Genomic DNA, 24,826 nt, shown 5'->3' on the forward strand with positions numbered 1-24,826 from the left:
CGCCCCGCTTCAAGGCCCGTCACGAGGAACCCATGACCGCCCATCTCCGCTTTCCGGCCGCCGGCGCGCTCGCCGCGCTGAGCCTCGCCGCGGCGCTGCCCGCCGCGGCCCAGACCGAGGACCCCCGCCCGGTGATCACCGTCGCCGTGCAGGACATCGTCACCTCCGGCGCGCTCGACGTGATGCGCGAGCGCTCCAACGTCGGCGCGCGCGTGTTCCACTCGATCTTCGAGGGGCTGATCGACTACGAGCGGCAGGAAGAAGACCTGCCCCGCAAGCCGATGCTGGCGACCGAGTGGACCCAGGTCGACGACCTGACCGTCGAGCTCAAGCTGCGCGAGGGCGTGACCTTCCACAACGGCGACACGCTCGACGCCGACGACGTGGTCTTCACCTTCTCGCCCGAGCGCTTCGGCCTGCTGCCCGAGCAGGTCGCGGCCGTCGAGGCCGGGGAGACCCACTTCACCGCCGCCGACGGCTCCACCGGCAAGGCGCCGCCGCCGGAGGTCGCCGCGATCTACCACCGCTCCTGGCCGCTGCTCGACCGGGTGGAGAAGGTGGACGAGATGACCGTCCGCTTCGTCACCACCCAGCCCGACCCGACCCTGATCGGGCGCATCTCGCGCATGGGCTCGGAGATCTACTCGGAGCAGGGCTACCGCGAGGCCGAGAGCTGGCTCGCCCACGCCCAGGCGCCCGTGGGGACCGGCCCCTACCGGGTGACCCGCTTCGAGGACGACAACATCCTCGAGCTGGAGGCCTTCGACGCCTACTGGGGCGGCAAGCCGCCGATCAAGACCCTGCGCTTCGTGGTGGTCCCCGAGGTCGCCAGCCGCGTGAACGGCCTGCTGTCGGGCGACTACGACTTCATCACCGACGTGCCCCCGGACCAGATCCAGATCATCGAGGACGCGCCGGGCGTCGAGGTCGTCGGCGGCCCGATCACCAACCACCGCCTGATGGTCTTCGACAAGCACAACGGCGCGATGCGCGACCCCCGCGTGCGCCAGGCGATCACCCACGCCATCGACCGCGAGCTGATCGTCGACGCGCTGTGGGGCGGCCGCACCCGGGTGCCCGCCGGCCTGCAGTGGGAATACTACGGCGACATGTTCGTCGAGGGCTGGGAGGTCCCCGAATACGACCTCGCCAAGGCCAAAGCGCTTCTCGACGAGGCCGGCTACGACGGCGAGCCGATCGTGATGCGGGTGCTCAACAACTACTACACCAACCAGGTCTCGACCGCGCAGATCAACGCCGAAGCCTTCCGCCAGATCGGCCTGAACATCGACTTCCAGATGAAGGAGAACTGGCAGCAGATCATGGATCCGACCGGCAACCGCGCGATCCGCGACTGGTCCAACTCCGCCCCCTTCCCGGATCCGGTGGCCTCGATCGTCAACCAGCACTGCCCCAACGGCGGCCAGCAGCAGTCGGGCGAGTGGGAGAACGAGGAGTTCAACGCCAACTGCGAGATCCTGGAAAAATCCATGGATCACGCCGCCCGCAAGGCCGCCTTCCAGCGGATGCTGGAGATCATCGAGCGCGAGGACCCCGGCTACACCGTCCTCCACCAGAACGTGATCTTCTACGGCAAGCGCGCCGACATCGACTGGCGGTGGTCGGGCCTGCAGTCGATGGACTTCCGGGCCGAGAACTTCGCGATCCAGCCCGGAAACTGACCGGACCTGCGATCCTGACCGGGGCGCCGCCCAGCGGCGCCCCGGTCTCGTTCCCCCCCTCCCCTGTCCCCCCCGCGAGGCCGCCCCATGCCGACCGCCCCCCTTCCCGCGTCGCCGCGCGACCTGCACGGCGCGTCCCCCGCCGCCGGACCCGCGCCCTCCGCCGCGCCGCTCGCGACGCTGCGCGGGCTGACCGTGGATTTCGACATCGGCGAGCGCTACGTGCGCGCCCTGCATGGCGTGGACCTCACGATCGCGCGGGGCGAGACCCTGGGCGTCGTCGGCGAGAGCGGTTGCGGCAAGTCGATCACCTGGCTCGCCGCGCTGGGCCTGCTGGGGCCGGGGGCGCGGGTCGGCGGCTCGGCCGTCTTCGACGGGCAGGAGCTGATCGGGATGCGCCCGCGCGGCCTCGACCGGCTGCGGGGCGGGCGCATCGCGCTGATCTTCCAGGACCCCGCCTCGGCCCTGAACCCGGTGCAGCGGATCGGGCGCCAGATCGGCGAGTCCCTCGCCCTCCACCGCGGCCTGCGCGGGCGGGCGGCGCGCGACGAGGCGCGCCGGCTGCTCGACCGCGTGGGCATCGCCAACGCCGCCCAGCGGCTGGACGAATATCCCCACGAGCTCTCGGGCGGCATGAACCAGCGGGTGATGATCGCGATGGCGCTGGCCGGGGAGCCGGACCTGCTGATCGCCGACGAGCCGACCACCGCGCTCGACGCCACCATCCAGGCCCAGATCCTCGACCTGCTGCGCGACCTCCAGGCCGAGAGCGGCATGGCGCTGGCCCTGATCTCCCACGACCTGGGCGTGATCGCCGACATGGCCGACCGCGTGGCGGTGATGTACTCGGGCCGCGTGATCGAGGAGGCGCCGGCCGGGCGCCTCTTCGCCGCCCCGGCCCATCCCTACGCCCGCGGGCTCCTCGCCGCCCTGCCCGACATCGAGGGGCCCAAGCGCCGGCTGGAGACGATCCCCGGCTCGGTCCCCCCGCCGCACGCCCTGCCGCCCGGCTGCGCCTTCGCCGCGCGCTGCCCGCATGTGGACGGCGTGTGCGAGACCGCGCCCCCGCCCCTGCGGCCCGTCCCCGGGGCCCCCGCCCGACGCGCCGCCTGCGCCCGTCTGGAGGCGCTGGTGCGCCCGCCCGAGCCCGCCCCCGTCCTCCAGCGCCAGGAGCAGCGCGCATGAGCCCCGACCTCGCTTCTTCCGAGCCTCTGCTGACCGCCCGCGGCCTCGCCCGCCACTACGGCGTGCGCCTGCCCGGCGGGCTGATGGGCCGCCGCGCCACCCTGAAGGCGGTGGACGGGATCGACTTCGACCTCGCCCGCGGGGAGATCCTGGGCCTTGTCGGCGAAAGCGGCTGCGGCAAGTCCACCACCGCCAAGCTGGTGCTGGGCCATGTCGCCCCCTCGGCCGGCGAGGTGCGCTTCGACGGCGCCCCGGTGCCCGTCGATCACGGCGGCGACTGGCGGCGCCTGCGCCGGCGGATGCAGATGATCTACCAGGACCCGCTGGGCGCGCTCGACCGGCGCCTGCCCATCGCGGCCCAGATCGCCGAGCCGCTGCAGATCCACCGCCCCGACCTCTCCCGCGCCGACCGCGGCGCGCGCGCGGCCGAGCTGATGCGCGCCGTGGGCCTGCGCCCCGACCAGGCCGCGCGCTATCCGCACGAGCTCTCGGGCGGGCAGCGCCAGCGGGTGGTGATCGCGCGGGCGCTGGCGCTCGACCCCGAGCTCTTGGTCTGCGACGAGCCGGTCTCGGCGCTGGACGTCTCGGTGCAGGCGCAGGTGCTCAACCTGCTCGAGGATCTGCGCGCGCGGACCGGCTTCGCGGCGCTGTTCATCAGCCACGACCTCAAGGTCGTCCGCCAGATGGCCGACCGGGTGGCGGTGATGTATCTCGGCCGGATCGTCGAGGAAGGCTCCCCCGAGGAGGTGCTCCACCGGCCCCTGCATCCCTACACGCAGGCGCTGGTCTCGGCCGCGCCCTCGCCCCACGCGGGGCGCAGGCGGGCGCGGATCGTGCTGCGCGGCGATCCCCCGAACCCGGTCGAGGCGCCCGCGGGCTGTTCCTTCCACCCGCGCTGCCCCGTCGCCGTCGCCCGCTGCAGGACCGAGCGTCCGCCCCTCCTGCGCGAGGGCCGCCGCGCCGTCGCCTGCCACCTGGCGCAGGCCGCGGGCGGCGGCTTCGCGCCCGCGCCCCTCCCCTCCGCCGCCGTCTCCGGAGCCGCCGCCTGATGGTTTCCTACGCCCTCTCCCGCATCGGCCGGGCGGCGATCACGCTGTTGCTGATCGTCACCGCCGCCTTCGTGATCCTGCGCCTGACCGGCGATCCCGCGATCATCATCCTGGGCCCCGACGCGCCCCCCGCCGCCTACGAGGCGTTCCGGCGCAACTGGGGCCTCGACGAGCCGATCCTCGTCCAATACCTCGCCTATTTCGGCGCGGTGGCCGAGGGGGACCTCGGCCGCTCGATGCGCGACGGGCGCGACGCCATCGAGGTGGTGGGCGAGCGCATTCCCCTGACCCTCGCCCTGACCCTGCCGGCGCTGGCCTTCAACCTGGCGCTGGGGCTCGGCGCGGGGGTGGCGGCGGCGCTGAACCGCAACTCCTGGATCGACCGGGCGATCATGGCGGTCTCGGTGATGGGCTTCACGGTGCCGAGCTTCGTGATGGGCCTGACCCTGTCGCTGATCTTCGCCGTCAAGCTGCGCTGGCTGCCCGCGGGCGGGGCCGAGAGCTGGGAACATGCGATCCTGCCCGTCGTGACCATGGGCCTGATCGGGGCGGCGATCATCGCCCGCTTCACCCGCTCCGCCATGCTCGAGGTGCTGGGCCAGCCCTATATCCGAACCGCCTCGGCCAAGGGCGTGCCCTGGCGGCGGGTGATCCTGGGCCACGCCCTGCCCAACGCCGCGATCCCGACGCTGACCATCATCGGCTTCATGGTCGGCTCGCTCGTCGCGGGCGCGGTGGTGGTCGAGAGCATCTTCTCCTGGCCCGGGGTCGGCCGGCTGCTGGTGTCGGCGGTGGCGAACCGGGACCTGGCGGTGGTGCAGACGATCCTGCTGCTGATCGGCTTCACCATGGTTCTGGCCAACCTCGCCGTCGACCTCGCCTACGGCTGGATCGACCCCCGCCTGCGCGCCGGCCGCGCCGCCCCCGCCAAGTGAGGCCCCCTATGACCGAGACCTCCTCCGCTCCCGCGTCCGCCCCCGTCTCCGCTTCGGTCTTCACCCCGAAGTCCCGCGTCCGCGCCTTCTTCGAGGCCTGGCCGCCCCTGATCCTGCTGGCGCTGGCCTGGATCGCCGCGATGCTGCTGCTGGCGGCGTTCGGCGACCTCGTGGCGCCCGCCGACTACATGGCCATGGACCTGCGCGCCCGCCTGGCGCCGCCCGTGGGCATGGGCGGGGACTGGGCGCATCCGCTGGGCACGGACGAGCTGGGGCGCGACGTGCTTTCTCGCCTGATCGCCTCGATCCGGATCTCGCTGACCATCGCCTTCCTCGCGACCCTGGTCTCGGCGGTGCTGGGCGTGTCGCTGGGCTTTCTCGCGGCCTATTTCCGCGGCAAGGCCGAGCAGGCGATCCTGATGCTGGTCGACGCCCAGGCGGCGATGCCCTTCATGATCATCGCGCTGGCGGTGCTGGCCTTCCTGGGCAACTCGCTGACGCTGTTCACCCTGCTGATGGGCTTCTACGGGTGGGAGCGGATCGCCCGCATCGCCCGCGGCCTCGCCATCGCCGCGCAGGAGCAGGGCTACGCCTCGGCCGCAAGGGACCTGGGGGCCTCGCCCTGGCGGGTCTACGGGCGGCACATCCTGCCCAACATCGCCTCGACGCTGCTGGTCTCGATGACGCTGAACTTCCCGGAGGTGATCCTGCTGGAATCGGGCCTGTCGTTCCTGGGCCTGGGCGTGCAGCCGCCCGAGACCTCGCTGGGCGCGATGGTGGGCTACGGGCGCGACTACATCCAGTCGGCGCCCTGGATCATGCTGGCGCCCTCGGCCGCGATCGTGCTGACCACGCTGTGCATCTCGCTGATCGGCGACTGGCTGCGCGACATCCTCGACCCGACCCTGTCGTGAGCGGAAGCGGGGGGCCGCCGGCCCCTCGCGGTTCCGCCCGCCGGCAGGGCCTGCACGCCGCGCCCGGCGCCTGCGCGCCGGGCGCGGCGACGCGATTCCGCCGGGCGGACGCGTCCGCATCCCGGGGGGGAAGGCCGCGCCGGGCGGCCGATCTGCGTGCAGGGAGGAGTGGTACCGACGCCCCGGCTCGAACGGGGGACCCCCAGATCCACAATCTGGTGCTCTAACCAACTGAGCTACGTCGGCACGCGGGGCGGTCGATAGCGCCGGATGAGCCGCATTGCAAGGGGTCCGCGCCTCGCCCGCGCATGCACGCGCCCTTGCGTCGCGCGTCCCACGGCAGTAGCAGCCGCTCGAGCAACCGACGAGGACCGGCCACATGGGCATCGATTCCGAAAGCGACGTCGCGGCGAGCCTGCAGATCGGCCCCACCAGCGAGGGCATGGTCCGCATCTATGTCGAGGGCGAGGGATTCTCGCTTCCCCTGGATTTCCATCCCGAGGAAGCCGAGGAGATCGCCGAGGAGCTGATGGGCGCCGCCGAGCGCGCCCGCGGCGCCTCGAAGCGCGGCGGGGCCGGGCGGCCCAAGGCCGGCGGCCAGCCCAAGGGCCCCGGCCGGGGCCCGGGCGCCAAGCCCGGCCGCGGCCCCGGGCGCGGCCCGGGCGGCGGCGGGCGCCCCGACCGCGGCCGCTGACCCGCGCCGCCTGATTCGGCGCGGGAGCGCCAGGGCCCCCGGCGTCTCGCGCCAGGGCGCGCCGGGCCGCGCCCCGGGGCTGCGTCCGCGCTCGGCTCAGATCTCCGACAGCGCCGGCAGGCCCGGGTCCAGCGCCATGCGCAGGCGCACCGAGGCCACCCGCGCCGCCTTCAGCGTCAGCGCCTTGCGCCGCGCGGGCGCGAGCGGGCTGGGCTCTGCCGGGTCGCGCAGGATCTCGGCCCCGAAGGCGTCGGCGCGGATCAGACCCTGCTCGGGCGGGAGCACGCCCTCCGGGAAGGCCTCGTCCACCGCGAAGAAGAAGCGGTCGCACCACGCGAGGTAGCCCGGCCATTTGCGGTCGGAGCGGAAGTCCGGCAGGCCCGACTTGCACTCCACGATCCAGATCTCGCCCTTCGGCCCCACCGCGAAGACGTCGGCGCGCAGGCCGCGGGCGGGCACGAACTCCGCCACCGGCGCGAAGCCGAGGTCGATCAGCAGCCGGCAGACCCCGCGGGCGAGCAGCACGCCGGGCTGCGGCGCGGGCGCCTGCGGCCCGTCGGCCGCGGACCCGGAGGGGCCGGGCGCCGCATCCGGCGGCCCGAGGGTCCCGGGCGCGGACGGCTTGGGGGCGGGGGGCTGGGACATCGGACGCTCCTCTGTTCGCCCTATGCTCCCGAGTCGCCCGCGCAGGTCAACCGGCCCGGCAGGAAGATAAACCGATGAATATGTTGTTCCGGCCGTGTTAATGTCCGGCGATTCGGCCGCGCCCCCGCGGCCGCGGTCCCATGCGCGTAACCTGAGGAGCCGCCCCTCATGAAGCCCAGCGTTCTCGCCCCGCTCGCCCTTGCGGCCGGGCTGGCCCTGTCCCCGGTCGCCGCCCAGGCGACCATCGTGTTCAACTTCGAATGGTCCGGCGCGGCCGACGCCCTCGGCGTGGTCAGCACCCAGGACCCGACGCTGACCGGCTCCGGCTGGATCGAGCTCGACGTCGCCGCGGGAGAGACCTTCAACCAGTCCGACGTGGTCGACATGCTGCTGTCGTTCAGCGGCGTCGAGATCACCCCGTTCATCATCGACGCCGGCGACAGCCTGACCTTCGGCGGGCAGGTGGCCGCCTCGGGCGCCACGGCGACGCTGTTCGACTTCCCCGCGCCGGCGATGATCTCGGGGAGCAACTTCTTCGGCTGCGCCGAGTCGGGCTGCGGCTCGACCCTGTTCAACATCCTGGTCTCGGACGGGGTGAACGACCTGCTGGTGGGCTACGGCTCCTCCGTCGCGGCCGCGGGCTCGATCCAGCTCACCGCCGTCGGCGCCGCCGTGCCCCTGCCCGCCACGCTGCCGCTGGCCGTGGCGGGGCTGGGCGCGCTGGCCTGGGCCTCGCGCCGCCGCGCCGGCTGATCCGCCGCCCCCGCCGCGAAGACCGCGCCCGGCCGCCGAAAGGCGGCCGGGCGTCGTCGTTTCCGGCCGCCGCGCCGCGGTTTCCGCACGCGGAATGACGCCACGTTCAATTTACCAGTTGATAAATTTTCCAACCGACCGCAGGCTGGTTCCCGACCGGCCAGCCCACGACCCCCAGCCCATGCCTTCGGGAGATCGCCAGCCATGACGTCCGCGCGCCGCGCCCCTGGAATCGCCCCCGCCCGCCTTCCGGGCGACGCGCTGGCGGCGAACTTCGCCGACCTCCACCCCCGCCTGGGCGACCACGAGGCGCTGGTCGCCGCCGATCGCTGCTATTTCTGCCACGACGCGCCCTGCACGATCGCCTGCCCCACCGAGATCGACATCCCGATGTTCATCCGCCAGATCCAGGGCGGGGATCCCAAGTCGGCGGCGAAGACCATCTTCGAGCAGAACATCCTGGGCGGCATGTGCGCCCGCGTCTGCCCGACCGAGACGCTGTGCGAGGAAGCCTGCGTGCGGATGACCGCCGAGGGCGACCCGGTCGAGATCGGCCGCCTGCAGCGCTACGCCACCGACGCGCTGATGGCCGAGAACGGCCACCCGTTCTCCCGCGCGCCGGAGACCGGCAAGCGGGTGGCGGTCGTCGGCGCCGGCCCCGCCGGCCTCGCCTGCGCGCACCGTCTGGCCCTGCACGGCCACGCCGTGACGATCCACGAGGCCCGCCCCCGGCCAGGCGGCCTGAACGAATACGGCATCGCCGCCTACAAGGCCGCAGGCGGCTTCGCCCAGGCCGAGGTGGACTGGCTGCTCCGCATCGGCGGCATCGAGATCGTCGAGGGGCGGCTGGGCGAGGACCTGACGCTCGACGCGCTGGCCGCCGACTACGACGCGGTGTTCCTGGGCATCGGCCTCGCCGCCGTGAACGCCCTGCGCGCCGAGGGCGAGGACCTCTCCGGCGTGCAGAACGCCGTCGACTGGATCGCCGGCCTCCGCCAGGCCTCCGACTGGGCCGAGGTTCCCGTGGGCCGCAACGTGGTCGTCATCGGCGGCGGCATGACCGCCACCGACGCCGCCATCCAGTCCGCGAAGCTGGGCGCCGAGCAGGTGACCCTCGTCTACCGCCGCGACCGCGCCGCCATGGCCGCCTCCGACTTCGAGGTCGACCTCGCCGCCGCCTCCGGCGCCCGGGTGCTCTGCAACGCCCGGCCCGTGCGCGTCCTGGGCGAGGGCCGCGCGCAATCCATCGAGTTCGAATACACCGAGACCGGCCCCGACGGCCTGACCGGCACGGGCGAGACCTTCGCCCTCCCCGCCGACCAGGTGATGAAGGCCATCGGCCAGACCCTCGTCGCGCCCGCGGGCCTCGAGATCGAGGGCGGCAAGATCCGCACCGACGCCGAGGGCCGCACCTCCCGCCCCGGCGTCTGGGCGGGGGGCGACTGCGCCTCGGGCGGCGAGGACCTGACGGTCACCGCCGTCGCCCAGGGCCGCGACGCCGCCGAAAGCATCCACCGCGCGCTCGGCGCCTGATCCCCCCGAACACGGAGACAGACCATGGCCGACCTCTCCAACACCTTCGTGGGCATCAGGTCGCCCAACCCGTTCTGGCTCGCCTCCGCGCCGCCGACGGACAAGGAATACAACGTTCGCCGCGCCTTCGAGGCCGGCTGGGGCGGCGTGGTCTGGAAGACGCTGGGCCTCGACCCCCACGTGGTGAACGTCAACGGGCCGCGGTACGGCGTCCTGCACGGCCCCGACCGCCGCGTCCTGGGCCTCAACAACATCGAGCTGATCACCGACCGCCCCCTGCAGGTGAACCTCGACGAGATCACGGCGGTCAAACGCGACTACCCCGACCGCGCCGTCGTCGTCTCCCTGATGGTCCCCTGCGAGGAAGCCGCCTGGAAGGAGATCCTGCCGCTCGTCGAGGCCACCGGCGCCGACGGCATCGAGCTCAACTGCGGCTGCCCCCACGGCATGTCCGAGCGGGGCATGGGCTCCGCCGTCGGCCAGGCCCCCGACCTGATCGAACAGATCACCCGCTGGTGCAAGCAGACCACCCGCATGCCGGTGATCGTGAAGCTGACCCCCAACATCACCGACATCCGCGGCCCCGCCCGCGCCGCGGTGAAGGGGGGGGCCGACGCGGTCTCGCTGATCAACACGGTCAGCTCGATCACGTCCGTGAACCTCGACACCTTCTCGCCCGAGCCCTCGATCGACGGCAAGGGCTCCCACGGCGGCTACTGCGGCCCGGCGGTGAAGCCCATCGCGCTGAACATGGTGGCCGAGATCGCCCGCGACCCCGAGTGCCGCGGCATCCCGATCTCCGGCATCGGGGGCGTGACCACCTGGCGCGACGCGGCCGAGTTCATCGCGCTGGGCTGCGGCAACGTGCAGGTCTGCACCGCCGCGATGACCTACGGGTTCCGGGTGGTGGGGGAGATGGCCACCGGCCTCGAGCGCTGGATGTCCGAGGCCGGCCACCCCTCGACCTCGGCCTTCCAGGGCCGCGCGGTTCCCAACGTGACCGACTGGCAGCACCTGAACCTGAACTACGTGACCAAGGCGCGCATCGACCAGGAGGCCTGCATCAAGTGCGGCCGCTGCTACGCGGCCTGCGAGGACACCTCCCACCAGGCGATCGCGATGAAGCCGGGCCGGGTCTTCGAGGTGAAGGACGACGAGTGCGTCGCCTGCAACCTCTGCGTCGACGTCTGCCCGGTCGAGAACTGCATCACCATGGAGCGTCTGGCCCCGGGCACGGTGGACCCGCGCACGGGCAAGGTGGTCGAGGACGGGTATGCCAACTGGACGACCCACCCGAACAATCCGGCGCGGGTGGCGGCGGAGTGAGGGGGTTTCAACGGTCTATCGCGAACTTGGCGAACCGCTCCGTGGCCATCCTTTGGCCTAAACCCGTTGTATCGACGCCAATCGCATCTAGCAGCGCCAGCTGAACGATTGCCTTGGTCAGCTCGACATTGTTCCAGAGCCTCGCGCCGCCTGGGCGTCCAATTCGGGGAGAGCGATGCGCAAAGTAATTGCGAGCATCTACAATTTCATTTATCGTCGACTTTTTTCTTATGTCCGGCCAGACAATTCGAATCTCATGCTCAAATTTAGCAAAGTAGTATTTCAAGCGCTGACGCAAATTTGGCTCGTGCGCATGACGGGCTTGATTAACTAACTTTTCCCTCAGTTCGCCGCCATACCCATGTGAAGCAAGAATTCCGTCGAGAGTCGCAAGATCCAGTGGCGCGGAAGATGTTGGAACCAAATTTCGATGGATAGACTCAAGCGCCTGACACAGCATTTGCAGCCTTGTTGAAGGGTCAAAGCCCAATTCCTGGGATACAAGAAAATGAATACTGATAGCCTCTGAAATTTGCTCGTAAATACTAAAAAAATTCTCAAAATACTTTGGAATAATTTCCCGCTGCGCAGCACCAATCAATGGACGGGCCGGCAACCCTGCCTCTGAAATTTGCTTGATGCCAAAGACCTGGTGCTGCGTGCGATACTCGCCATCTTCCTTCGCCTCAACGGCGAAAAACTCAAGATTCAACGCTTTGCCAAACAACAATGAGCCAAATAGACGAATCTTATGAACCTCCTTGATGGCCTCACGAAACCCGACAAGATCTGAAAAATGTACACGAATACTATCGACGATATCCAACGTAAGGCTATTAGCGTGAATCCCCCCTTCAACGATGTTGCTTATTGTTGTGGCAGATAGTCTCCCATCTGATGTCCGCACGGCCCAATCCAGGGGCTGAGCGAAACGCCAAATCCCCACACGCCGGTTATTGGCGTCCCTTTCGAAAGCTCGCTCGATGCCGCTGGATCGTGAGATCATATGCCAACTTGAAATCCTGACAATCCACGATTCACTAACTGCGATATCTGCTCCATCAGGGCTATAATCTTCAACAGCGATCGTCGATACATAGATGGAAGCGGCCCCAAGTCCAGGCCGACCAGAAGTTGTGCGGTGAATGAGATCCGAAAGGGCAAATAGCTTGTGCGAGCCCTTAAAAATTGCCACATCAATTCGACGCAATGGGTTAATCAGCTGCTCAACATCTTCAAAAATGCACTCAAGTTCGATGATTGAGCCATCAATTCTTAGTCGAGACGATAGGCGTCTCCCCTCAAATTCAACGAAACCCATGAGGTCAATCAAGTAAGCACCACATTCGCAAAGATGAACTTCGGCAATGCAAGCTAGCAAGCCAGCCGAAGGCTTGCCAAGTTTCTTTCTCCGTGCTCCACCCCTCCGGCCCACCACCCGGAGCCCCCATGCCCGCCGCCCCTGACCGCAGCCTCGGCCACCTGGCCATGCTGCTCTTCGCCCTCGTCATCTCCGGCAGCTTCTCGCTGGGCGGCAGGGCCGCGGCGCTGATCGCGCCCGAGGCGCTGAACGCCGCGCGCTTCGCGATCGGGGCGGGGGTGCTCGCCGGGGCCGCGAGTCTGGGGCCGGGGCTGCGCAGGGCGCAGCTCGCGGCGCCCTGGCGCTATCCGCTGCTGGGGGGGCTGCTGGCGCTCTACTTCATCCTCATGTTCGTGGCGCTCAGGATCACCGATCCCGTCTCCACCGGCGCCGTCTTCACCCTGACCCCGATCCTCTCGGCCCTCTTCGCCTGGGTCCTGCTGCGCCAGGCCGCGCCGCCGCGCATGGCCGGGGCGCTGGCGCTGGGGGGCGCGGGGGCCGTGTGGGTGATCTTCGACGGGGAGCTCGACCGCCTGCTCGCCTTCGAGATCGGGCGGGGCGAGGCGATCTTCTTCATAGGCGTCGTCGGCCACGCCCTCTACACCCCCCTGATCCGCAGGCTGAACCGCGGCGAGCCGGCGCTCGCCTTCTCCTTCTGGACCCTGCTGTCGGGCTGCGGGATCGTGTGGATCGCGGGGCTCGCCACCGGCGCCATCGCCCAGACGCAGTGGACCGCCCTGCCCCCGATCGTGTGGGCCGCGATCCTCTACCTCGCGCTGGGGGCGACGGCGCTGAGCTTCTTCCTGCTCCAGTTCGCGGCCCTGCGGCTGCCTGCCGGCAAGGTGATGGCCTACGGCTACCTGGTGCCGTCCTTCATCGTGCTGTGGGAGGGGATCTTCGCAGGCCACTGGCCCCACCCGCCGGTGCTGGCCGGCATCGGCGTCACCATCCTCGCCATGCTCCTGCTGCTGAGGGAGTGAGCCTCGCCAGGGGAAGGCGCATTGAAATGCGCCCTACGCCCGCCGCCGGCGCAGCCCCGCCAAGCCCGCCCGCAGGGCGCCTGTGGGCCCGGGAGCCCCCTCAGCCGGGCTGGTCGAGCGTGTATTTCTCGCGCAGCTTCTGCAGGCCTTCCTGGATGCCGTACTGGGTCTGCAGGCGGGCGAGCTCGGCGTCGCGGCGGCGGAACTCCTCGATCAGGTCGGCGGCGACGTCGCCGTCGCCCATCCGGTGCAGGCCGCGGCGGGCCAGCTCGACGGCGCTCTCGAAGGTTTCGCGGACGACCTCGTGGGCGCCGGCCTCGCGCAGCTCGACCTCCGAGAAGCGGTCGTAGGTGTCGGCGAGGATGATCGCCTCGGGGAAGGCGTGGCGGATCTTCTCGACCGCCGCCTTGGCCCCGTCGCGGTCGTCGATGCACAGGAAGATCATGTCGGCCTCGGCCGCCCCCGCCATCTTCAGCACGTCCAGCCGCCGGGCGTCGCCGTAATAGACCGTCGCCCCCATCGAGGCGCCCATGCGGATCAGCCGGGTGGAGTTGTCGATCACCGTCACGTCGTAGCCGCGCATCCGCATCACCCGGGCCACCACCTGGCCCACGCGGCCGAAGCCCGCGACCAGGATGCGGGTGTTGGGCGCCTCCTCCAGCGCGTGGGGGTCGGCCTCGCCGTCCTCCTCCTTCGGGCGCTGGCGGTCGGCGAGCTTCAGGGCGAAGGGCGTCAGCACCATCGAGAGGGTGACGATGGCCGAGAGGATCGAGGCCTCCTCCCGCCCGATCAGCAGGTTGGAGGCGGCGGCGGCGAACATCACGAAGGCGAACTCGCCCCCCTGGCCCAGGGTGGCGGCGATGCGCACCGCGTCGAAATGGTCCGAGCGCGCGATGCGCGACAGGCCGTAGAGCGCGAGGCCCTTCACCGCGAACAGCCCGAAGGCGCCCCCCAGCACCACCCACCAGGCCTGCGCCACCAGCCCCCAGTCGACCGACATGCCGAAGCCCATGAAGAACAGGCCCAGCAGCAGGCCGCGGAACGGCTCGATGTCGGTCTCGAGCTGGTGGCGGAACTCGGTGTCGGCCATCAGCACGCCGGCGATGAAGGCGCCCATGGCCATCGAGAGCCCGACCGCATGCATCGCCAGCGCCGAGCCGATCACCACCAGCAGGGCGGCGGCGGTGAACACCTCGTCGGCCTTCGAGCGGGCGATGACCGTCAGCAGCGGGCCCATGCCGTAGCGCACCACCAGCACCAGGGCCGCCACCGCGCCGAGCGCGATGGCCACGTTCTCCAGCACCAGCCCGTCGCCGCGGGCGTAGGGGGCCAGGATCGCGATCATCGCCAGCAGCGGCACGATGGCGAGGTCCTGGAACAGCAGGATCGAGAAGGCCCGGTCGCCGTAGGGGCGCGACAGGTCCCCGCGCTCGCGCAGCAGCTGCACGGCGAAGGCGGTGGAACTGAGCGCCAGCGCGCTGCCGATCACCAGCGCCGGTTTCCAGCCGAATCCCGCCATGCGCAGCACCGGGAACAGCAGCGCCCCGGTCAGCAGCACCTGCGCGAGGCCGAGCCCGAAGATCTCGTATCGCATCCGCCACAGGCGCGAGAGCCTGAGCTCCAGTCCGATGACGAACAGCAGCAGCACCACGCCGAATTCCGCGAAGCCCACCACGGTCTGCACGTCGGCGACCAGCGCCAGTCCGTAGGGGCCGATCAGCGCCCCCGCGGCCAGGTAGCCGATCACCGAGCCCAGCCCGGCCCGCTTGAAGATCGGCACCGCCATCACGGCGGCGCCCAGGAACACGGTCGCGGTTTCGAGAAAGGCAGGATCCGCCTCGGTCGCCATGGCTCTCTTTCGATCCGGGAAGGGGACGCGGTAGGGCCCCACCTTAGCCGCAGGAGAAGGCGGGGCACAAACCTCCAGACGCGCCTCCCGGCCCGGCCGGGCCCGGCGATTCGCCCCGCGGGGCGGGGGACGCTCCCCGCGCGGCGACGCAGAGTCCCGCCGATCGGGCCGTTTCACGCCCCTGCGGAAGGGATCCGCCCCGATGTTGCAGATGCGAAGGGCGCGCCGCCTTGCGTCCTTCGCGCGCTCCGCTATAACCCGCGCGGTCCCAGCCGACCTGACCGTTTGACGCCGAAACCCTGCGCGACCCGCGCGGGGGTCAGGCGAACGAGCCCGAGGAACGCCCATATGCCCCGTCGCGACGACATCTCCTCGATCCTGATCATCGGCGCGGGGCCCATCGTGATCGGGCAGGCCTGCGAGTTCGACTACTCCGGCGCCCAGGCCTGCAAGGCGCTGCGGGAAGAGGGCTACCGGGTGATCCTGGTGAACTCGAACCCCGCCACCATCATGACCGACCCGGAGATGGCGGACGCCACCTACATCGAGCCGATCACGACCGAGGTCCTGACCCGCATCATCGCCGAGGAACGCCCCGACGCGCTGCTGCCCACCATGGGCGGCCAGACCGCGCTGAACGCGGCCCTCGCGCTGGACGACGCGGGCGTGCTCGCCGAATACAACGTGGAACTCATCGGCGCGAAGCGCGCGGCCATCGAGATGGCCGAGGATCGCAAGCTGTTCCGCGAGGCGATGGACCGCATCGGCCTCGAGAACCCGGCCGCGACCATCGCCTCCACCATGCAGGAATGCATGGACGCGATCGAGCATGTCGGCCTGCCCGCCATCATCCGCCCCGCCTTCACGCTGGGCGGCACCGGCGGCGGCGTCGCCTACAACCGCGAGGACTACGAGCGGATCTGCAAATCCGGCCTCGACGCGAGCCCCGTGTCCCAGATCCTGATCGACGAGAGCCTGCTGGGCTGGAAGGAATTCGAGATGGAGGTGGTCCGCGACAAGGCGGACAACTGCATCATCATCTGCTCGATCGAGAACGTGGACCCGATGGGCGTCCACACCGGCGACTCGATCACCGTGGCGCCCGCGCTGACCCTGACCGACAAGGAATACCAGCGGATGCGCAACGCATCCCTGGCGGTCCTGCGCGAGATCGGGGTGGAGACCGGCGGCTCCAACGTCCAGTTCGCCCTGCAGCCCGAGACCGGCCGCATGGTGGTGATCGAGATGAACCCGCGCGTGTCGCGGTCCTCGGCGCTGGCCTCCAAGGCGACCGGCTTCCCCATCGCCAAGATCGCGGCGAAGCTGGCGGTGGGCTACACGCTCGACGAGCTCGACAACGACATCACCAAGGTGACGCCGGCGTCCTTCGAGCCGACCATCGACTATGTCGTGACGAAGATCCCGCGGTTCGCGTTTGAAAAATTCCCCGGCGCCAAGCCCGAGCTGACCACCGCGATGAAATCGGTGGGCGAGGTCATGGCCATCGGGCGCAGCTTCGCCGAGTCGGTGCAGAAGGCGCTCGCCTCGATGGAGACCGGCCTCACCGGCTTCGACGAGATCGAGATCCCCGGCGTCGACGACAAGACCGCCGAGCCCGACCGCAAGCGCGCGGTGATCGCGGCGCTGTCGAAGACCACCCCCGACCGGATCCGCATCATCGCCCAGGCGATGCGCGAGGGGCTGAGCCTGGACGAGATCGCCGCCGCCACCGCCTACGACATGTGGTTCCTGGAGCGGATCGCCGAGATCATCGAGACCGAGGCCAGGCTGATCGCCGAGGGCCTGCCCCGCGATCCCGCCGGCCTGCGCGCGCTGAAGATGATGGGCTTCTCCGACGCCCGCCTCGGCAAGCTCGCCAACATGTCCGAGGACGCGGTGCGCCGCATCCGCCACGCCATGGACGTGCGCCCCGTCTTCAAGCGCATCGACACCTGCGCGGCCGAGTTCGAGGCGCAGACCCCCTACATGTATTCGACCTACGAAGCCGACGCGATGGGCTGGGTCGAGTGCGAATCCCGCCCCACCGACCGCAAGAAGGTGGTGATCCTGGGCGGCGGTCCGAACCGGATCGGCCAGGGGATCGAGTTCGACTACTGCTGCTGCCACGCCTGTTTCGCGCTGACCGACGCGGGCTACGAGACCATCATGGTCAACTGCAACCCGGAGACGGTCTCGACCGACTACGACACCTCGGACCGGCTCTACTTCGAGCCGCTGACCGAGGAATCGGTGCTCGAGATCCTGTTCAAGGAGCAGGAGGCCGGAACCCTTCACGGCGTGATCGTGCAGTTCGGCGGCCAGACGCCGCTGAAGCTCGCCCGCGCGCTGGAGGCCAACGACATCCCGATCCTGGGCACCACGCCCGATGCGATCGACCTGGCCGAGGACCGCGAGCGCTTCCAGCAGCTCCTCAACAAGCTGGGCCTCAAGCAGCCCCGCAACGGCATCGCCACCACCGGCGAGCAGGCCCTGCGCATTGCGCAGGAGGTCGGCTACCCGGTCGTGATCCGCCCCTCCTACGTGCTGGGCGGCCGGGCGATGGAGATCGTGCGCGACGACGAGGGGCTGAACCGCTACATCCGCGAGGCGGTGGTGGTCTCGGGCAAGTCGCCGGTGCTGGTCGACAGCTACCTCTCCGGCGCGGTCGAGGTGGACGTCGACGCGCTCTGCGACGGCGAGACCGTGCATGTCGCCGGCGTCATGGAGCATATCGAGGAGGCCGGCGTGCATTCGGGCGACAGCGCCTGCTCGCTGCCCCCCTACACCCTCTCGCGCGAGATGATCGACGAGCTGAAGGCGCAGACCAAGGCGCTGGCGCTCGGCCTGCAGGTCGTCGGCCTGATGAACGTGCAGTTCGCGATCAAGGACGGCGAGATCTACGTGCTGGAGGTCAACCCGCGCGCCTCGCGCACGGTGCCTTTCGTCGCCAAGGCCGTCGGCTCGCCGATCGCGGCGATCGCCGCGCGGGTGATGGCGGGCGAGAAGCTGCCGAGCTTCGATCTCAAGTCCCCCGACATCCCGCGCTTCGCGGTGAAGGAGGCGGTGCTGCCCTTCGCCCGCTTCCCCGGCGTGGACACCCTGCTGGGGCCGGAGATGCGCTCCACCGGCGAGGTGATGGGGCTGGACGTCAGCTTCGACCGGGCCTTCCTGAAGTCCCAGATCGGGGCCGGCACGCTGCTGCCCGACGGCGGCACGGTCTTCGTCTCGGTCCGCGACGCCGACAAGCAGGCGATCCTGGAGCCGGCGAAGACCCTCTCGGAGCTCGGCTTCCACATCCTCGCGACCTTCGGCACCGCCGCTTTCCTGCGCGAGAACGGGGTCGCGGCGGAGACGGTGAAGAAGGTCTACGAGGGCCGTCCCAACATCGTCGACGCGCTGAAGGACGGGCAGGTGGCGCTGGTGATCAACACCACCGAGGGCAGCCAGTCGGTCTCCGACAGCCGCGAGATCCGCTCGGTCTCGCTGTATGGCAAGATCCCCTACTACACCACGGCCGCCGGGGCGCGGGCCGCCGCCCGCGCCATCCGCGACCGTCGGTCCGGGGCGCTCGACGTCGCCCCGCTGCAGCGCTACGCTTCCTGAGCGCGGGGGCCCCGAGGCGGGCCCCCGGTTCCGAGCCCGCCGCGCCCGGATCTCCGGGCGCGGGACCGCGCTCGTGACCTGACCCGTGGCCCTGACCGGAGCGACCTCCCGTGCGTGACGACCTCCCTCCCGAAACCCCGCCCCGCCTTCACATCGTGAAGCTGTGCGTGGGCGCCGAGTCGGTGGAGGATCTGGAGACCTGGCAGCGCGCCCGCGCCGCCGAGGCGCTGGCGACCGGCCGCGACCCGCGCCCGGTCCACGTCACCCGCATGTGGCCGAAGAAGGAGGAGGAGATCACCTCCTCGGGCGGCAGCCTCTACTGGGTGATCAAGGGCGTGATCCTCGCCCGCCAGCGCATCGAGGAGATGCGCGAGGTCGACCGCGGCGACGGCGTGCGCCGCTGCGCGCTGGTGCTGGACCCCGAGATCGTGCGCACCCAGCCCGCCCCCCGCCGCCCCTTCCAGGGCTGGCGCTACCTGGCGCCGGAGGCCGCGCCCGGCGACCTCGACGCCCCTGGCGCTCCCGCGGCGGACCTGCCGCCCGAGCTCGCCCGCGCGCTGTCGGACCTGGGCGTGCGATGACCACCGCGGACCCGATCCTCGCCGCCGCCCTGACGCCGCTGCGGGAACTGCATCTCGCCGACATGCTGGCCCGCATGGCGCGGGCCATCGACGCCGGCGCGGAGGTGACGCCCGAGCCCTGGCGGCGCGGCCCCGACGGCCGCGTGCTGCGCGACGGCGTGCTGGCGCTCCCCTCCCGCCACGATTTCGAGGCCGAGGAGTCGGGCCGCATCACCCACGCGGTGGTGCACACGCCCCTGCCCCGCGCCCTGACCGTGGCCATGGCGCCGCTGGAGCTGATCGCCGCCCCCGGCCTGTCGCTGCTGGTGACGCCCTTCCGCTGGGAGGACGCGATGCTGGCCATGGAGATCGAGGGCGGCGTGCCCGACCTGACCCCGCTGCGCCGCTGGTTCCTGGAGTTCTCCCAGCCCGGCACGGAGCAGATGGAGACCGAGGACCTGCTCGGCGTGGTCCATTCGATGTCGGACCCCGAGCCGCTGCCCGCGGGCATCGCCCTGCGGATCGACTTCGGCTCCGCGCCCATCGCGGCGGTCGCCGAGCTCGCCGAGGCCGCCGCCCAGGCCGGCGCCCGCCACGCGCGGCTGGGGTCGTTCGAAGGGCTCTGACGGCCCCTGCCTCGCCGTATCCCGAAAGCCGAAGCAGACCCCGGCGACCGCGGGCCCCGGACCTGATCCGGGGCCTCTCGCAGGCCGCCGCGAAGCGCCCTCGCCGGAGAGCGGCGCCCGGGCCGGCGAGCGTCGCGCGGCCGGCCGCGGGAGGCCCCGGATCGGGTCCGGGGCGCGCTTGGGACCGGCCTCGCGCCCGGGCCTCAGCCGTCCAGCGGGTTGCGCGCCTCGCCCAGGGGGACGTTGTCGATCAGGCGCAGGTCGCCCAGCGCGATCGCCGCGAAGATGCGGGCCGGGCGGTCGCCGGCGGGGTCGTCGACCTCGGCCAGGGTCTCGGCGTCGCGCAGGTCGAGGTATTCGACCTCCGCGCCCGCGTCCGCCAGCGCGTCGGCGGCGGCGTCCAGCGTCGCGTCCACGTCCCCGCCGGCGTCGATCGCGGCGGCGGCGCGCTTGAGCTCCCGCCACAGGCGCACGGCGGCGGCGCGGTCCTCGCCGGCGAGGTCCTGCGCGCCCTCGGCCCAGGCGACGCCGTCCATGTCGCGCTCGGTCGGGGCCGAGCGCACCTCGGTCGGCAGGTCCAGGTCGATGGCCAGCCGGCGCAGGATCGCCAGGCGCTGCCAGTCGCGCTCGCCCAGCACCGCCACGTCGGCCTGCGCCTGGCTGAGCAGGCGGGTGAAGGCCAGCGCGAACCCCTCGAACCGCTCCGGCCGCTCCTCGCCGCAGAGCACGTCGGTCAGCCCGCGCAGGTGGATCTCGACCACCGGGGCGGCCGGGAACAGGCTCTCGGCCGAGGGCAGATAGACGGCGTCGGCGCCGGCTTCCTCGACCCGTTCGGCGGCTTCGAGCTCGTCGAAGTCCTCCTCGCCCGCGCCGGGCTCCGGCCGGCCCCGGGCCCGGCCGTCGCACCAGCGGGCCACGACCGCCAGCACGCGGTCGGCCTCGCCGCGGGCCGCGCGGATCAGGGCCAGGTGGCCTTCATGGAGGGAGCGGCCGACCGGAACCACGGCGACGGTTTCGCCGAAGGCGCGCCAGGATCGGATACGGGAACGCAGCTGGGGGGTCGATCGAAGGATCGGCAGGCCTTGCATGCGAAGAAGCACCTCGAGGTGAAGGAAAAACGTGCCGGAAGGCGGAATGGAGCGCCATCCGCCGGAAGACAGCGATCGATATCACGTCGCTGGAATGTGACGCTATTGTGGCTGAGCGACCGATGCAAGCGCGGGCACGTCGAGCCTTGACGCAAGGGCATCAAGGGTCTTTACCTGCGCGGAAGCCTTCGGCGCCGTCAGCGACAGGCACAGCTGCGCCTGGCTGCGCAGGATCACCCCGTCGACGAGCGGCCGCAGCCGGTTCGCCGTCAGCGTCGCCCCCGAGGAGGTGATGTCGGCGATCGCCTCGGCGGTTCCCTGGCGCACCACGCCCTCGGTCGCGCCCTGGCTGTCGACCAGCAGGCAGTCCGCCACCCCGTTGGCGCGCAGGAAGCGGCGCACCAGCAGGTGATACTTGGTGGCGATGCGCAGCGGCCGGCCGAGCTGCGCGCGCAGCCGCCCCGCCACGGCGTCGAGGTCGTCCATGGTCTCGACGTCGGCCCAGGCGTCCGGCACGGCGAGGATCAGGTCGGCGTGCCCGAAGCCCATCGGCGTCAGCAGGCGCACGGCGGCGTCGGCGTCGGGGATCTTCTCGCGCACCATGTCCTCGCCGGTGACGCCGAGGTGGATGCGCCCCGCCGCCAGCTCCCGCGGGATCTCGCCGGCGGACAGCAGCGCGAGGTCCACGCCCTCGATCCCCTCGATGCGCCCGGCGTATTCGCGGTCGCTGTCGGAGCGGACCACGTTCAGGCCGCGGTCGGCGAACCAGGCGCGGGCGCTGTCCATCAGCCGGCCCTTGGAGGGCAGGCCGAGGACGATGCGGTCCGAAGACGACTGGGCGGGGGTCATGCCGCGCCTCCCGCAGGTCCGGTGGCGGCGATCATCGCCTCGGGCCGCACGATGCCGCCGACCGCCGGCAGGGCCGCGTGGCCCAGCCGCTGGGTCAGCGCGTCGTAGCGCCCGCCGCCGCCCAGCGGCGGCAGCGGCAGGCGGCTTGAAGACCGCGGGGCCGCGAATTCGAAGGTGAAGCCGTCGTAATACTCCAGCCCCCGCCCGAAGGAGGCGTCGAAGGGCAGCGCCGCGGCATCGACGCCACGGGCCTCCAGCGCCTCGAGCCTGCGCGCGAAGCGGTCGAGGGCCGGGGACAGCGCCCCGCCCTCGTCCAGCGCGCGCAGGGCGTCGAGCGCCTGCGCCGACGGTCCGGCGACGGCGAGCACCGCCTCGAGCCAGTCGATCTGGGCCTTCGGCAGGACGATGCGGGCGTCGGCGGCGAGCTCGCGGGCGCGGGCCAGCACGTCCTCGAAGCTGCGGGCGCCGTGGAGGGGGCCCAGCGCGCGGACATGGGCGCGCAGCGCGTCCTCGCCCTGCTCGACGGCCTTGATCAGCGCGGCGCGGGCGGGGGAGGGCGCGGGGCGCTCGCCGAAGGCCTCCAGCACCCGGCGGAACTTGGCGGGGCGCCAGACGTGGCGGCGCAGGGCCTGCTTCCAGCGCTCGGGCGCGGCGAGGCCGGCGATGGCCGCGAAGATGATCGCGAGGTCGCCGGTGCGCGGCTCGGCGACCGTCGCCGCCTCGCCCAGCGCGTCGCGGATCAGGGCGAAGACCTCGGCGTCGGCGGCGACCGCGTCGGGGTCGCCCAGGATCTCGACGCCCGCCTGCAGGTATTCCGTGGGCCGGGTCGAGCCCGGCTCCTGCCGCCGCCAGACCGGGCCGGCGTAGCGGTAGCGCGCCGGGCTGACGCCGCCCTGCAGGTGCAGGCGCAGCACCGGGACGGTGAAGTCGGGGCGCAGCATCAGCTCGCCGTCCACCGGGTCCTGGGTGACGAAGGCGCGGGCGCGGATGTCCTCGCCATAGAGGGTCAGCAGCTCGGCCGAGGGCTGGAGCGTGGCGGGCTCCACCGCCTGGGCGCCGGCGTCGGCGAACAGCGCCTCGATCCGCGCCACCTCGGCGGCCAGACGGTCGAGCCCGTCGCCGATGCGGCCGCCCGGAAGGTAGGCGCGCGACGCGGACATCAGCCGCGGCCCGTCCCGGTCCCGAGGCCGCCGCGGGCGATGATCTCCTGCACGCCCTGCACGAGCTGGGCGCGCGGGATCTCCATCTGCGCGGGCTGGGCTTTCCAGTCCTCGTGGGTCTCGATGTCGGCGGCCAGGCGCGCGCCCAGCGCCAGGTCCTTGAGCTGCACGACGCCGCGGGCGCGCTCGTCCTCGCCCTCGATCACCGCCACGGGGGCGTTGCGGGCGTCGGCGTATTTGAGCTGCTTGCCCATGTTTCCGCCGCCCAGGAACACCTCGGCGCGGATGCCGGCGGCGCGAAGCTCGCGGGCCATGGCCTGGTAGGCGGCCATCTGGGTCTTGTCCATCGCGGTCACCACGACGGGGCCCGCGGTCTCGCCCCCCATCCGCCCCTTGGCGCGCAGGGCGGCGAGCAACCGGTCGACGCCGATCGAGACGCCGGTCGCCGGCACCGCCTGCCCGGTGAAACGCTTCACCAAGTCGTCGTAGCGCCCGCCCCCGGCCACCGAGCCGAACTGGCGCGGGCGGCCCTTCTCGTCGAGGATCTCGAAGGTCAGCTCGGCCTCGTAGACCGGGCCGGTGTAGTAGCCCAGGCCCCGGACCACCGAGGGGTCGATGATCGCGCGGTCGGCGCCGAGGCCGGCGGCGTCCAGAAGCTCGGCGATGGTCTCCAGCTCCTGCACGCCTTCGACGCCGGCGGCGGAGGTCCCCACCAGCTCGCGCAGGCGCATGCAGGTGGCGGCGCCGGTGTCGCGCCTGGCGGCGACGAAGCCCATCACGATCTCGGCCTGCTCGGGCGAGAGGCCGGCGCCCTTGGTGAAGTCGCCCGAGGGGTCCTTGCGCCCCTCGCCCAGCAGCGCCCGCACGCCGGCGTCGCCGAGGCGGTCGAGCTTGTCGATGGCGCGCAGGACGATGCCGCGCTCATGGGCGAATTTCTCGGGGTCCGAGGGGTCGAGGACGCCGGCGGCCTCCATCACCCCGTTGAGGACCTTGCGGTTGTTCAGCCGGATCACGTAGTCGCCGGCGGGGATGCCCGCGGCCTCCAGCGCCTCGGCCAGCATGGCGCAGATCTCGGCGTCGGCGGCGGGGCTCGCGGACCCCACGGTGTCCGCGTCGCACTGGTAGAACTGCCGGAAGCGGCCGGGGCCGGGCTTCTCGTTGCGCCACACCGGGCCCACCGCATAGCGGCGGTAGGGGTTGGGCAGGTCGTTGCGGTGCTGGGCGTAGACGCGCGCCAGCGGCGCGGTCAGGTCGTAGCGCAGCGCCAGCCAGCCCTCGTCCTCGTCGTTCCAGGCGAAGACGCCCTCGTTGGGGCGGTCCACGTCGGGGAGGAATTTTCCAAGCGCCTCGACGGTTTCCACCGCGGAGGACTCCAGCGGCTCGAACCCGTGCGCATGATAGACGTCGGTGATCGCGGCGAGCATCTCGCCGCGCTCGCGCACCTCGGCGCCGAACCAGTCGCGGAACCCGCGCGGAGTCTCGGCCCGGGGCCGGCGCGGTTTCTTGTCCTTGGCCATGGAAATCCCGTCGTCTGCGGACACGGTCGCGGCCCCGCCTGCGGGGCGCAGGCGCTCCCTAGCCGAAGGGGGCCCTCGGGGCAAGGCGAGGCCGGGCGGGTCGGCGCGCCGGGTGCAGGGAGAATCGCGGGCCGCACGGGAAGAATCGCCTGCCGCGTACGCCGCCCGGGGGCCGCGCCCTGCGCCCGCCGGCCCCGGCGCTCCGCCCGCCCGCGCAGCCGGCGGCCCGTTCGCGAAGGCCCGCCCCCCGCCGGCGCGCCGGGCCGCCCCGCTGGCGAACCGCGAACGGGGTTTCGCGAAGCGATCCAGCGGCTTGGCGAAGCCGTTCGCCCGCCTGCGTATTTGCGGTTCCGCACCGGATCGGGACGGTCTCAAGTGGTGAGGCGAAGGGCGACGGCCCGACGCCCGCCCGACACCCCAGGGCGGCTGCGTGAGGATCGGGACCGTTTTTCCCCCTTGTCCCGGTCCGACCGTCCCGCGTCTCGAAGCGGCGAGGCGCAGGGCGGCGAGTGAAGTGG

The 24,826-nt window shown here is 71.6% G+C and carries 19 protein-coding genes, 1 tRNA gene and 1 pseudogene; 13 read left to right on the forward strand and 8 right to left on the reverse strand.

The window, feature by feature from the left end:
- The first annotated feature begins 32 nt into the window (after positions 1–32).
- The 5 genes from BM064_RS17035 (at position 33) to BM064_RS17055 (ending at position 5,765) form a co-directional block, all read left to right on the forward strand.
- Complete coding sequence (locus tag BM064_RS17035; RefSeq protein WP_092861474.1) at positions 33–1,682, forward strand: ABC transporter substrate-binding protein; 1,650 nt, start codon at positions 33–35, stop codon at positions 1,680–1,682.
- Between the two features lie 87 nt (positions 1,683–1,769).
- Complete coding sequence (locus BM064_RS17040; protein ID WP_092861476.1) at positions 1,770–2,867, forward strand: ABC transporter ATP-binding protein; 1,098 nt, start codon at positions 1,770–1,772, stop codon at positions 2,865–2,867.
- Positions 2,864–3,916 (forward strand): ABC transporter ATP-binding protein, encoded by a 1,053-nt coding sequence (locus BM064_RS17045; protein WP_092861478.1) that lies wholly within the window; start codon positions 2,864–2,866, stop codon positions 3,914–3,916. Before BM064_RS17040 ends, BM064_RS17045 begins: the two co-directional genes overlap by 4 nt.
- Positions 3,916–4,851 (forward strand): ABC transporter permease, encoded by a 936-nt coding sequence (locus BM064_RS17050; protein WP_092861480.1) that lies wholly within the window; start codon positions 3,916–3,918, stop codon positions 4,849–4,851. The genes BM064_RS17045 and BM064_RS17050 overlap by 1 nt, the downstream gene beginning before the upstream one ends.
- Before the next feature lie 8 nt (positions 4,852–4,859).
- Positions 4,860–5,765 (forward strand): ABC transporter permease, encoded by a 906-nt coding sequence (locus BM064_RS17055; protein WP_092861482.1) that lies wholly within the window; start codon positions 4,860–4,862, stop codon positions 5,763–5,765.
- Between the two features lie 169 nt (positions 5,766–5,934).
- Here BM064_RS17055 and BM064_RS17060 read toward each other — a convergent pair.
- A tRNA-His gene (locus BM064_RS17060) sits at positions 5,935–6,011 on the reverse strand.
- Between the two features lie 133 nt (positions 6,012–6,144).
- Here BM064_RS17060 and BM064_RS28440 point away from each other — a divergent pair.
- Positions 6,145–6,354, forward strand: a pseudogene (locus BM064_RS28440) (DUF6324 family protein); the annotation flags it as partial.
- Between the two features lie 201 nt (positions 6,355–6,555).
- Here the strand turns inward: BM064_RS28440 and BM064_RS17070 are convergent.
- Positions 6,556–7,104, reverse strand: coding sequence for an MmcB family DNA repair protein (locus BM064_RS17070; protein WP_092861486.1), 549 nt, complete (start codon positions 7,102–7,104; stop codon positions 6,556–6,558).
- 168 nt (positions 7,105–7,272) lie between these two features.
- Between BM064_RS17070 and BM064_RS17075 the strand changes: the two genes are divergently transcribed.
- The 3 genes from BM064_RS17075 to preA all read left to right on the forward strand — a co-directional run bounded on the left by BM064_RS17075 (position 7,273) and on the right by preA (position 10,716).
- A complete protein-coding gene (locus BM064_RS17075) occupies positions 7,273–7,857 on the forward strand; it encodes a PEP-CTERM sorting domain-containing protein (protein WP_092861488.1) in 585 nt (194 codons plus the stop codon).
- Between the two features lie 204 nt (positions 7,858–8,061).
- Complete coding sequence (locus tag BM064_RS17080; RefSeq protein WP_092861490.1) at positions 8,062–9,390, forward strand: NAD(P)-dependent oxidoreductase; 1,329 nt, start codon at positions 8,062–8,064, stop codon at positions 9,388–9,390.
- Positions 9,391–9,414: 24 nt separating this feature from the next.
- Positions 9,415–10,716, forward strand: coding sequence for an NAD-dependent dihydropyrimidine dehydrogenase subunit PreA (gene preA, locus BM064_RS17085; RefSeq protein ID WP_092861492.1), 1,302 nt, complete (start codon positions 9,415–9,417; stop codon positions 10,714–10,716).
- A 7-nt stretch (positions 10,717–10,723) separates the two neighbouring features.
- Here preA and BM064_RS26975 read toward each other — a convergent pair whose 3' ends face one another.
- Positions 10,724–12,049, reverse strand: a complete 1,326-nt coding sequence (locus BM064_RS26975) for a HEPN domain-containing protein (RefSeq protein WP_143103360.1) — start codon at positions 12,047–12,049, stop codon at positions 10,724–10,726.
- A gap of 116 nt (positions 12,050–12,165) precedes the next feature.
- Here BM064_RS26975 and BM064_RS17090 point away from each other — a divergent pair, with 116 nt between their 5' ends.
- A complete protein-coding gene (locus tag BM064_RS17090; RefSeq protein WP_245779194.1) occupies positions 12,166–13,056 on the forward strand; it encodes a DMT family transporter in 891 nt (296 codons plus the stop codon).
- Between the two features lie 100 nt (positions 13,057–13,156).
- On the opposite strand, the gene BM064_RS17095 is transcribed toward BM064_RS17090, so the two are convergent.
- The gene (locus BM064_RS17095) at positions 13,157–14,905 is read right to left on the reverse strand and encodes a monovalent cation:proton antiporter-2 (CPA2) family protein (RefSeq protein ID WP_177236308.1); all 1,749 of its coding nucleotides are present in this window, start codon (positions 14,903–14,905) and stop codon (positions 13,157–13,159) included.
- Positions 14,906–15,253: 348 nt separating this feature from the next.
- On the opposite strand from BM064_RS17095, the gene carB reads away from it, so the two are divergent.
- From carB to BM064_RS17110, 3 genes are all read left to right on the forward strand, one after another.
- Positions 15,254–18,508, forward strand: coding sequence for a carbamoyl-phosphate synthase large subunit (gene carB / locus BM064_RS17100; RefSeq protein WP_092861496.1), 3,255 nt, complete (start codon positions 15,254–15,256; stop codon positions 18,506–18,508).
- A gap of 110 nt (positions 18,509–18,618) precedes the next feature.
- A complete protein-coding gene (locus tag BM064_RS17105) occupies positions 18,619–19,089 on the forward strand; it encodes a DUF1489 family protein (RefSeq protein ID WP_092861498.1) in 471 nt (156 codons plus the stop codon).
- A complete protein-coding gene (locus tag BM064_RS17110) occupies positions 19,086–19,694 on the forward strand; it encodes a hypothetical protein (protein WP_092861500.1) in 609 nt (202 codons plus the stop codon). The genes BM064_RS17105 and BM064_RS17110 overlap by 4 nt, the downstream gene beginning before the upstream one ends.
- 203 nt (positions 19,695–19,897) lie before the next feature.
- Here BM064_RS17110 and BM064_RS17115 read toward each other — a convergent pair whose 3' ends face one another.
- The 4 genes from BM064_RS17115 to hisS all read right to left on the reverse strand — a co-directional run bounded on the left by BM064_RS17115 (position 19,898) and on the right by hisS (position 24,308).
- Entirely contained in the window at positions 19,898–20,782 is an 885-nt protein-coding gene (locus tag BM064_RS17115; RefSeq protein WP_092861502.1) for a pantoate--beta-alanine ligase, read from the reverse strand.
- 102 nt (positions 20,783–20,884) lie between these two features.
- Positions 20,885–21,631 carry an ATP phosphoribosyltransferase gene (gene hisG / locus BM064_RS17120; protein WP_092861504.1) on the reverse strand — a complete coding sequence of 249 codons (747 nt, stop codon included), beginning with the start codon at positions 21,629–21,631 and terminating at the stop codon, positions 20,885–20,887.
- On the reverse strand, positions 21,628–22,791 hold the full coding sequence (locus BM064_RS17125) for an ATP phosphoribosyltransferase regulatory subunit (RefSeq protein ID WP_092861506.1): 1,164 nt from the start codon (positions 22,789–22,791) through the stop codon (positions 21,628–21,630). The genes hisG and BM064_RS17125 overlap by 4 nt, the downstream gene beginning before the upstream one ends.
- A complete protein-coding gene (hisS, locus tag BM064_RS17130) occupies positions 22,791–24,308 on the reverse strand; it encodes a histidine--tRNA ligase (protein ID WP_092861508.1) in 1,518 nt (505 codons plus the stop codon). The genes BM064_RS17125 and hisS overlap by 1 nt, the downstream gene beginning before the upstream one ends.
- Between the last annotated feature and the right edge of the window lie 518 nt (positions 24,309–24,826).

Source organism: Albimonas pacifica (genome assembly GCF_900113695.1).
GTDB classification, from domain to species: domain Bacteria; phylum Pseudomonadota; class Alphaproteobacteria; order Rhodobacterales; family Rhodobacteraceae; genus Albimonas; species Albimonas pacifica.

Bases quoted from the DNA above. Each gene is read 5' to 3' on its own strand.
- preA (WP_092861492.1), top strand. From the start codon at position 9,415: ATGGCCGACCTCTCCAACACCTTCGTGGGCATCAGGTCGCCCAACCCG.
- BM064_RS17095 (WP_177236308.1), bottom strand. From the start codon at position 14,905: ATGGCGACCGAGGCGGATCCTGCCTTTCTCGAAACCGCGACCGTGTTC.
- carB (WP_092861496.1), top strand. From the start codon at position 15,254: ATGCCCCGTCGCGACGACATCTCCTCGATCCTGATCATCGGCGCGGGG.
- hisG (WP_092861504.1), bottom strand. From the start codon at position 21,631: ATGACCCCCGCCCAGTCGTCTTCGGACCGCATCGTCCTCGGCCTGCCC.
- BM064_RS17055 (WP_092861482.1), top strand. From the start codon at position 4,860: ATGACCGAGACCTCCTCCGCTCCCGCGTCCGCCCCCGTCTCCGCTTCG.
- BM064_RS17110 (WP_092861500.1), top strand. From the start codon at position 19,086: ATGACCACCGCGGACCCGATCCTCGCCGCCGCCCTGACGCCGCTGCGG.
- BM064_RS17090 (WP_245779194.1), top strand. From the start codon at position 12,166: ATGCCCGCCGCCCCTGACCGCAGCCTCGGCCACCTGGCCATGCTGCTC.
- BM064_RS17115 (WP_092861502.1), bottom strand. From the start codon at position 20,782: ATGCAAGGCCTGCCGATCCTTCGATCGACCCCCCAGCTGCGTTCCCGT.
- BM064_RS17035 (WP_092861474.1), top strand. From the start codon at position 33: ATGACCGCCCATCTCCGCTTTCCGGCCGCCGGCGCGCTCGCCGCGCTG.
- BM064_RS17045 (WP_092861478.1), top strand. From the start codon at position 2,864: ATGAGCCCCGACCTCGCTTCTTCCGAGCCTCTGCTGACCGCCCGCGGC.
- BM064_RS17075 (WP_092861488.1), top strand. From the start codon at position 7,273: ATGAAGCCCAGCGTTCTCGCCCCGCTCGCCCTTGCGGCCGGGCTGGCC.
- BM064_RS17080 (WP_092861490.1), top strand. From the start codon at position 8,062: ATGACGTCCGCGCGCCGCGCCCCTGGAATCGCCCCCGCCCGCCTTCCG.
- hisS (WP_092861508.1), bottom strand. From the start codon at position 24,308: ATGGCCAAGGACAAGAAACCGCGCCGGCCCCGGGCCGAGACTCCGCGC.
- BM064_RS17050 (WP_092861480.1), top strand. From the start codon at position 3,916: ATGGTTTCCTACGCCCTCTCCCGCATCGGCCGGGCGGCGATCACGCTG.
- BM064_RS17070 (WP_092861486.1), bottom strand. From the start codon at position 7,104: ATGTCCCAGCCCCCCGCCCCCAAGCCGTCCGCGCCCGGGACCCTCGGG.
- BM064_RS17040 (WP_092861476.1), top strand. From the start codon at position 1,770: ATGCCGACCGCCCCCCTTCCCGCGTCGCCGCGCGACCTGCACGGCGCG.
- BM064_RS17125 (WP_092861506.1), bottom strand. From the start codon at position 22,791: ATGTCCGCGTCGCGCGCCTACCTTCCGGGCGGCCGCATCGGCGACGGG.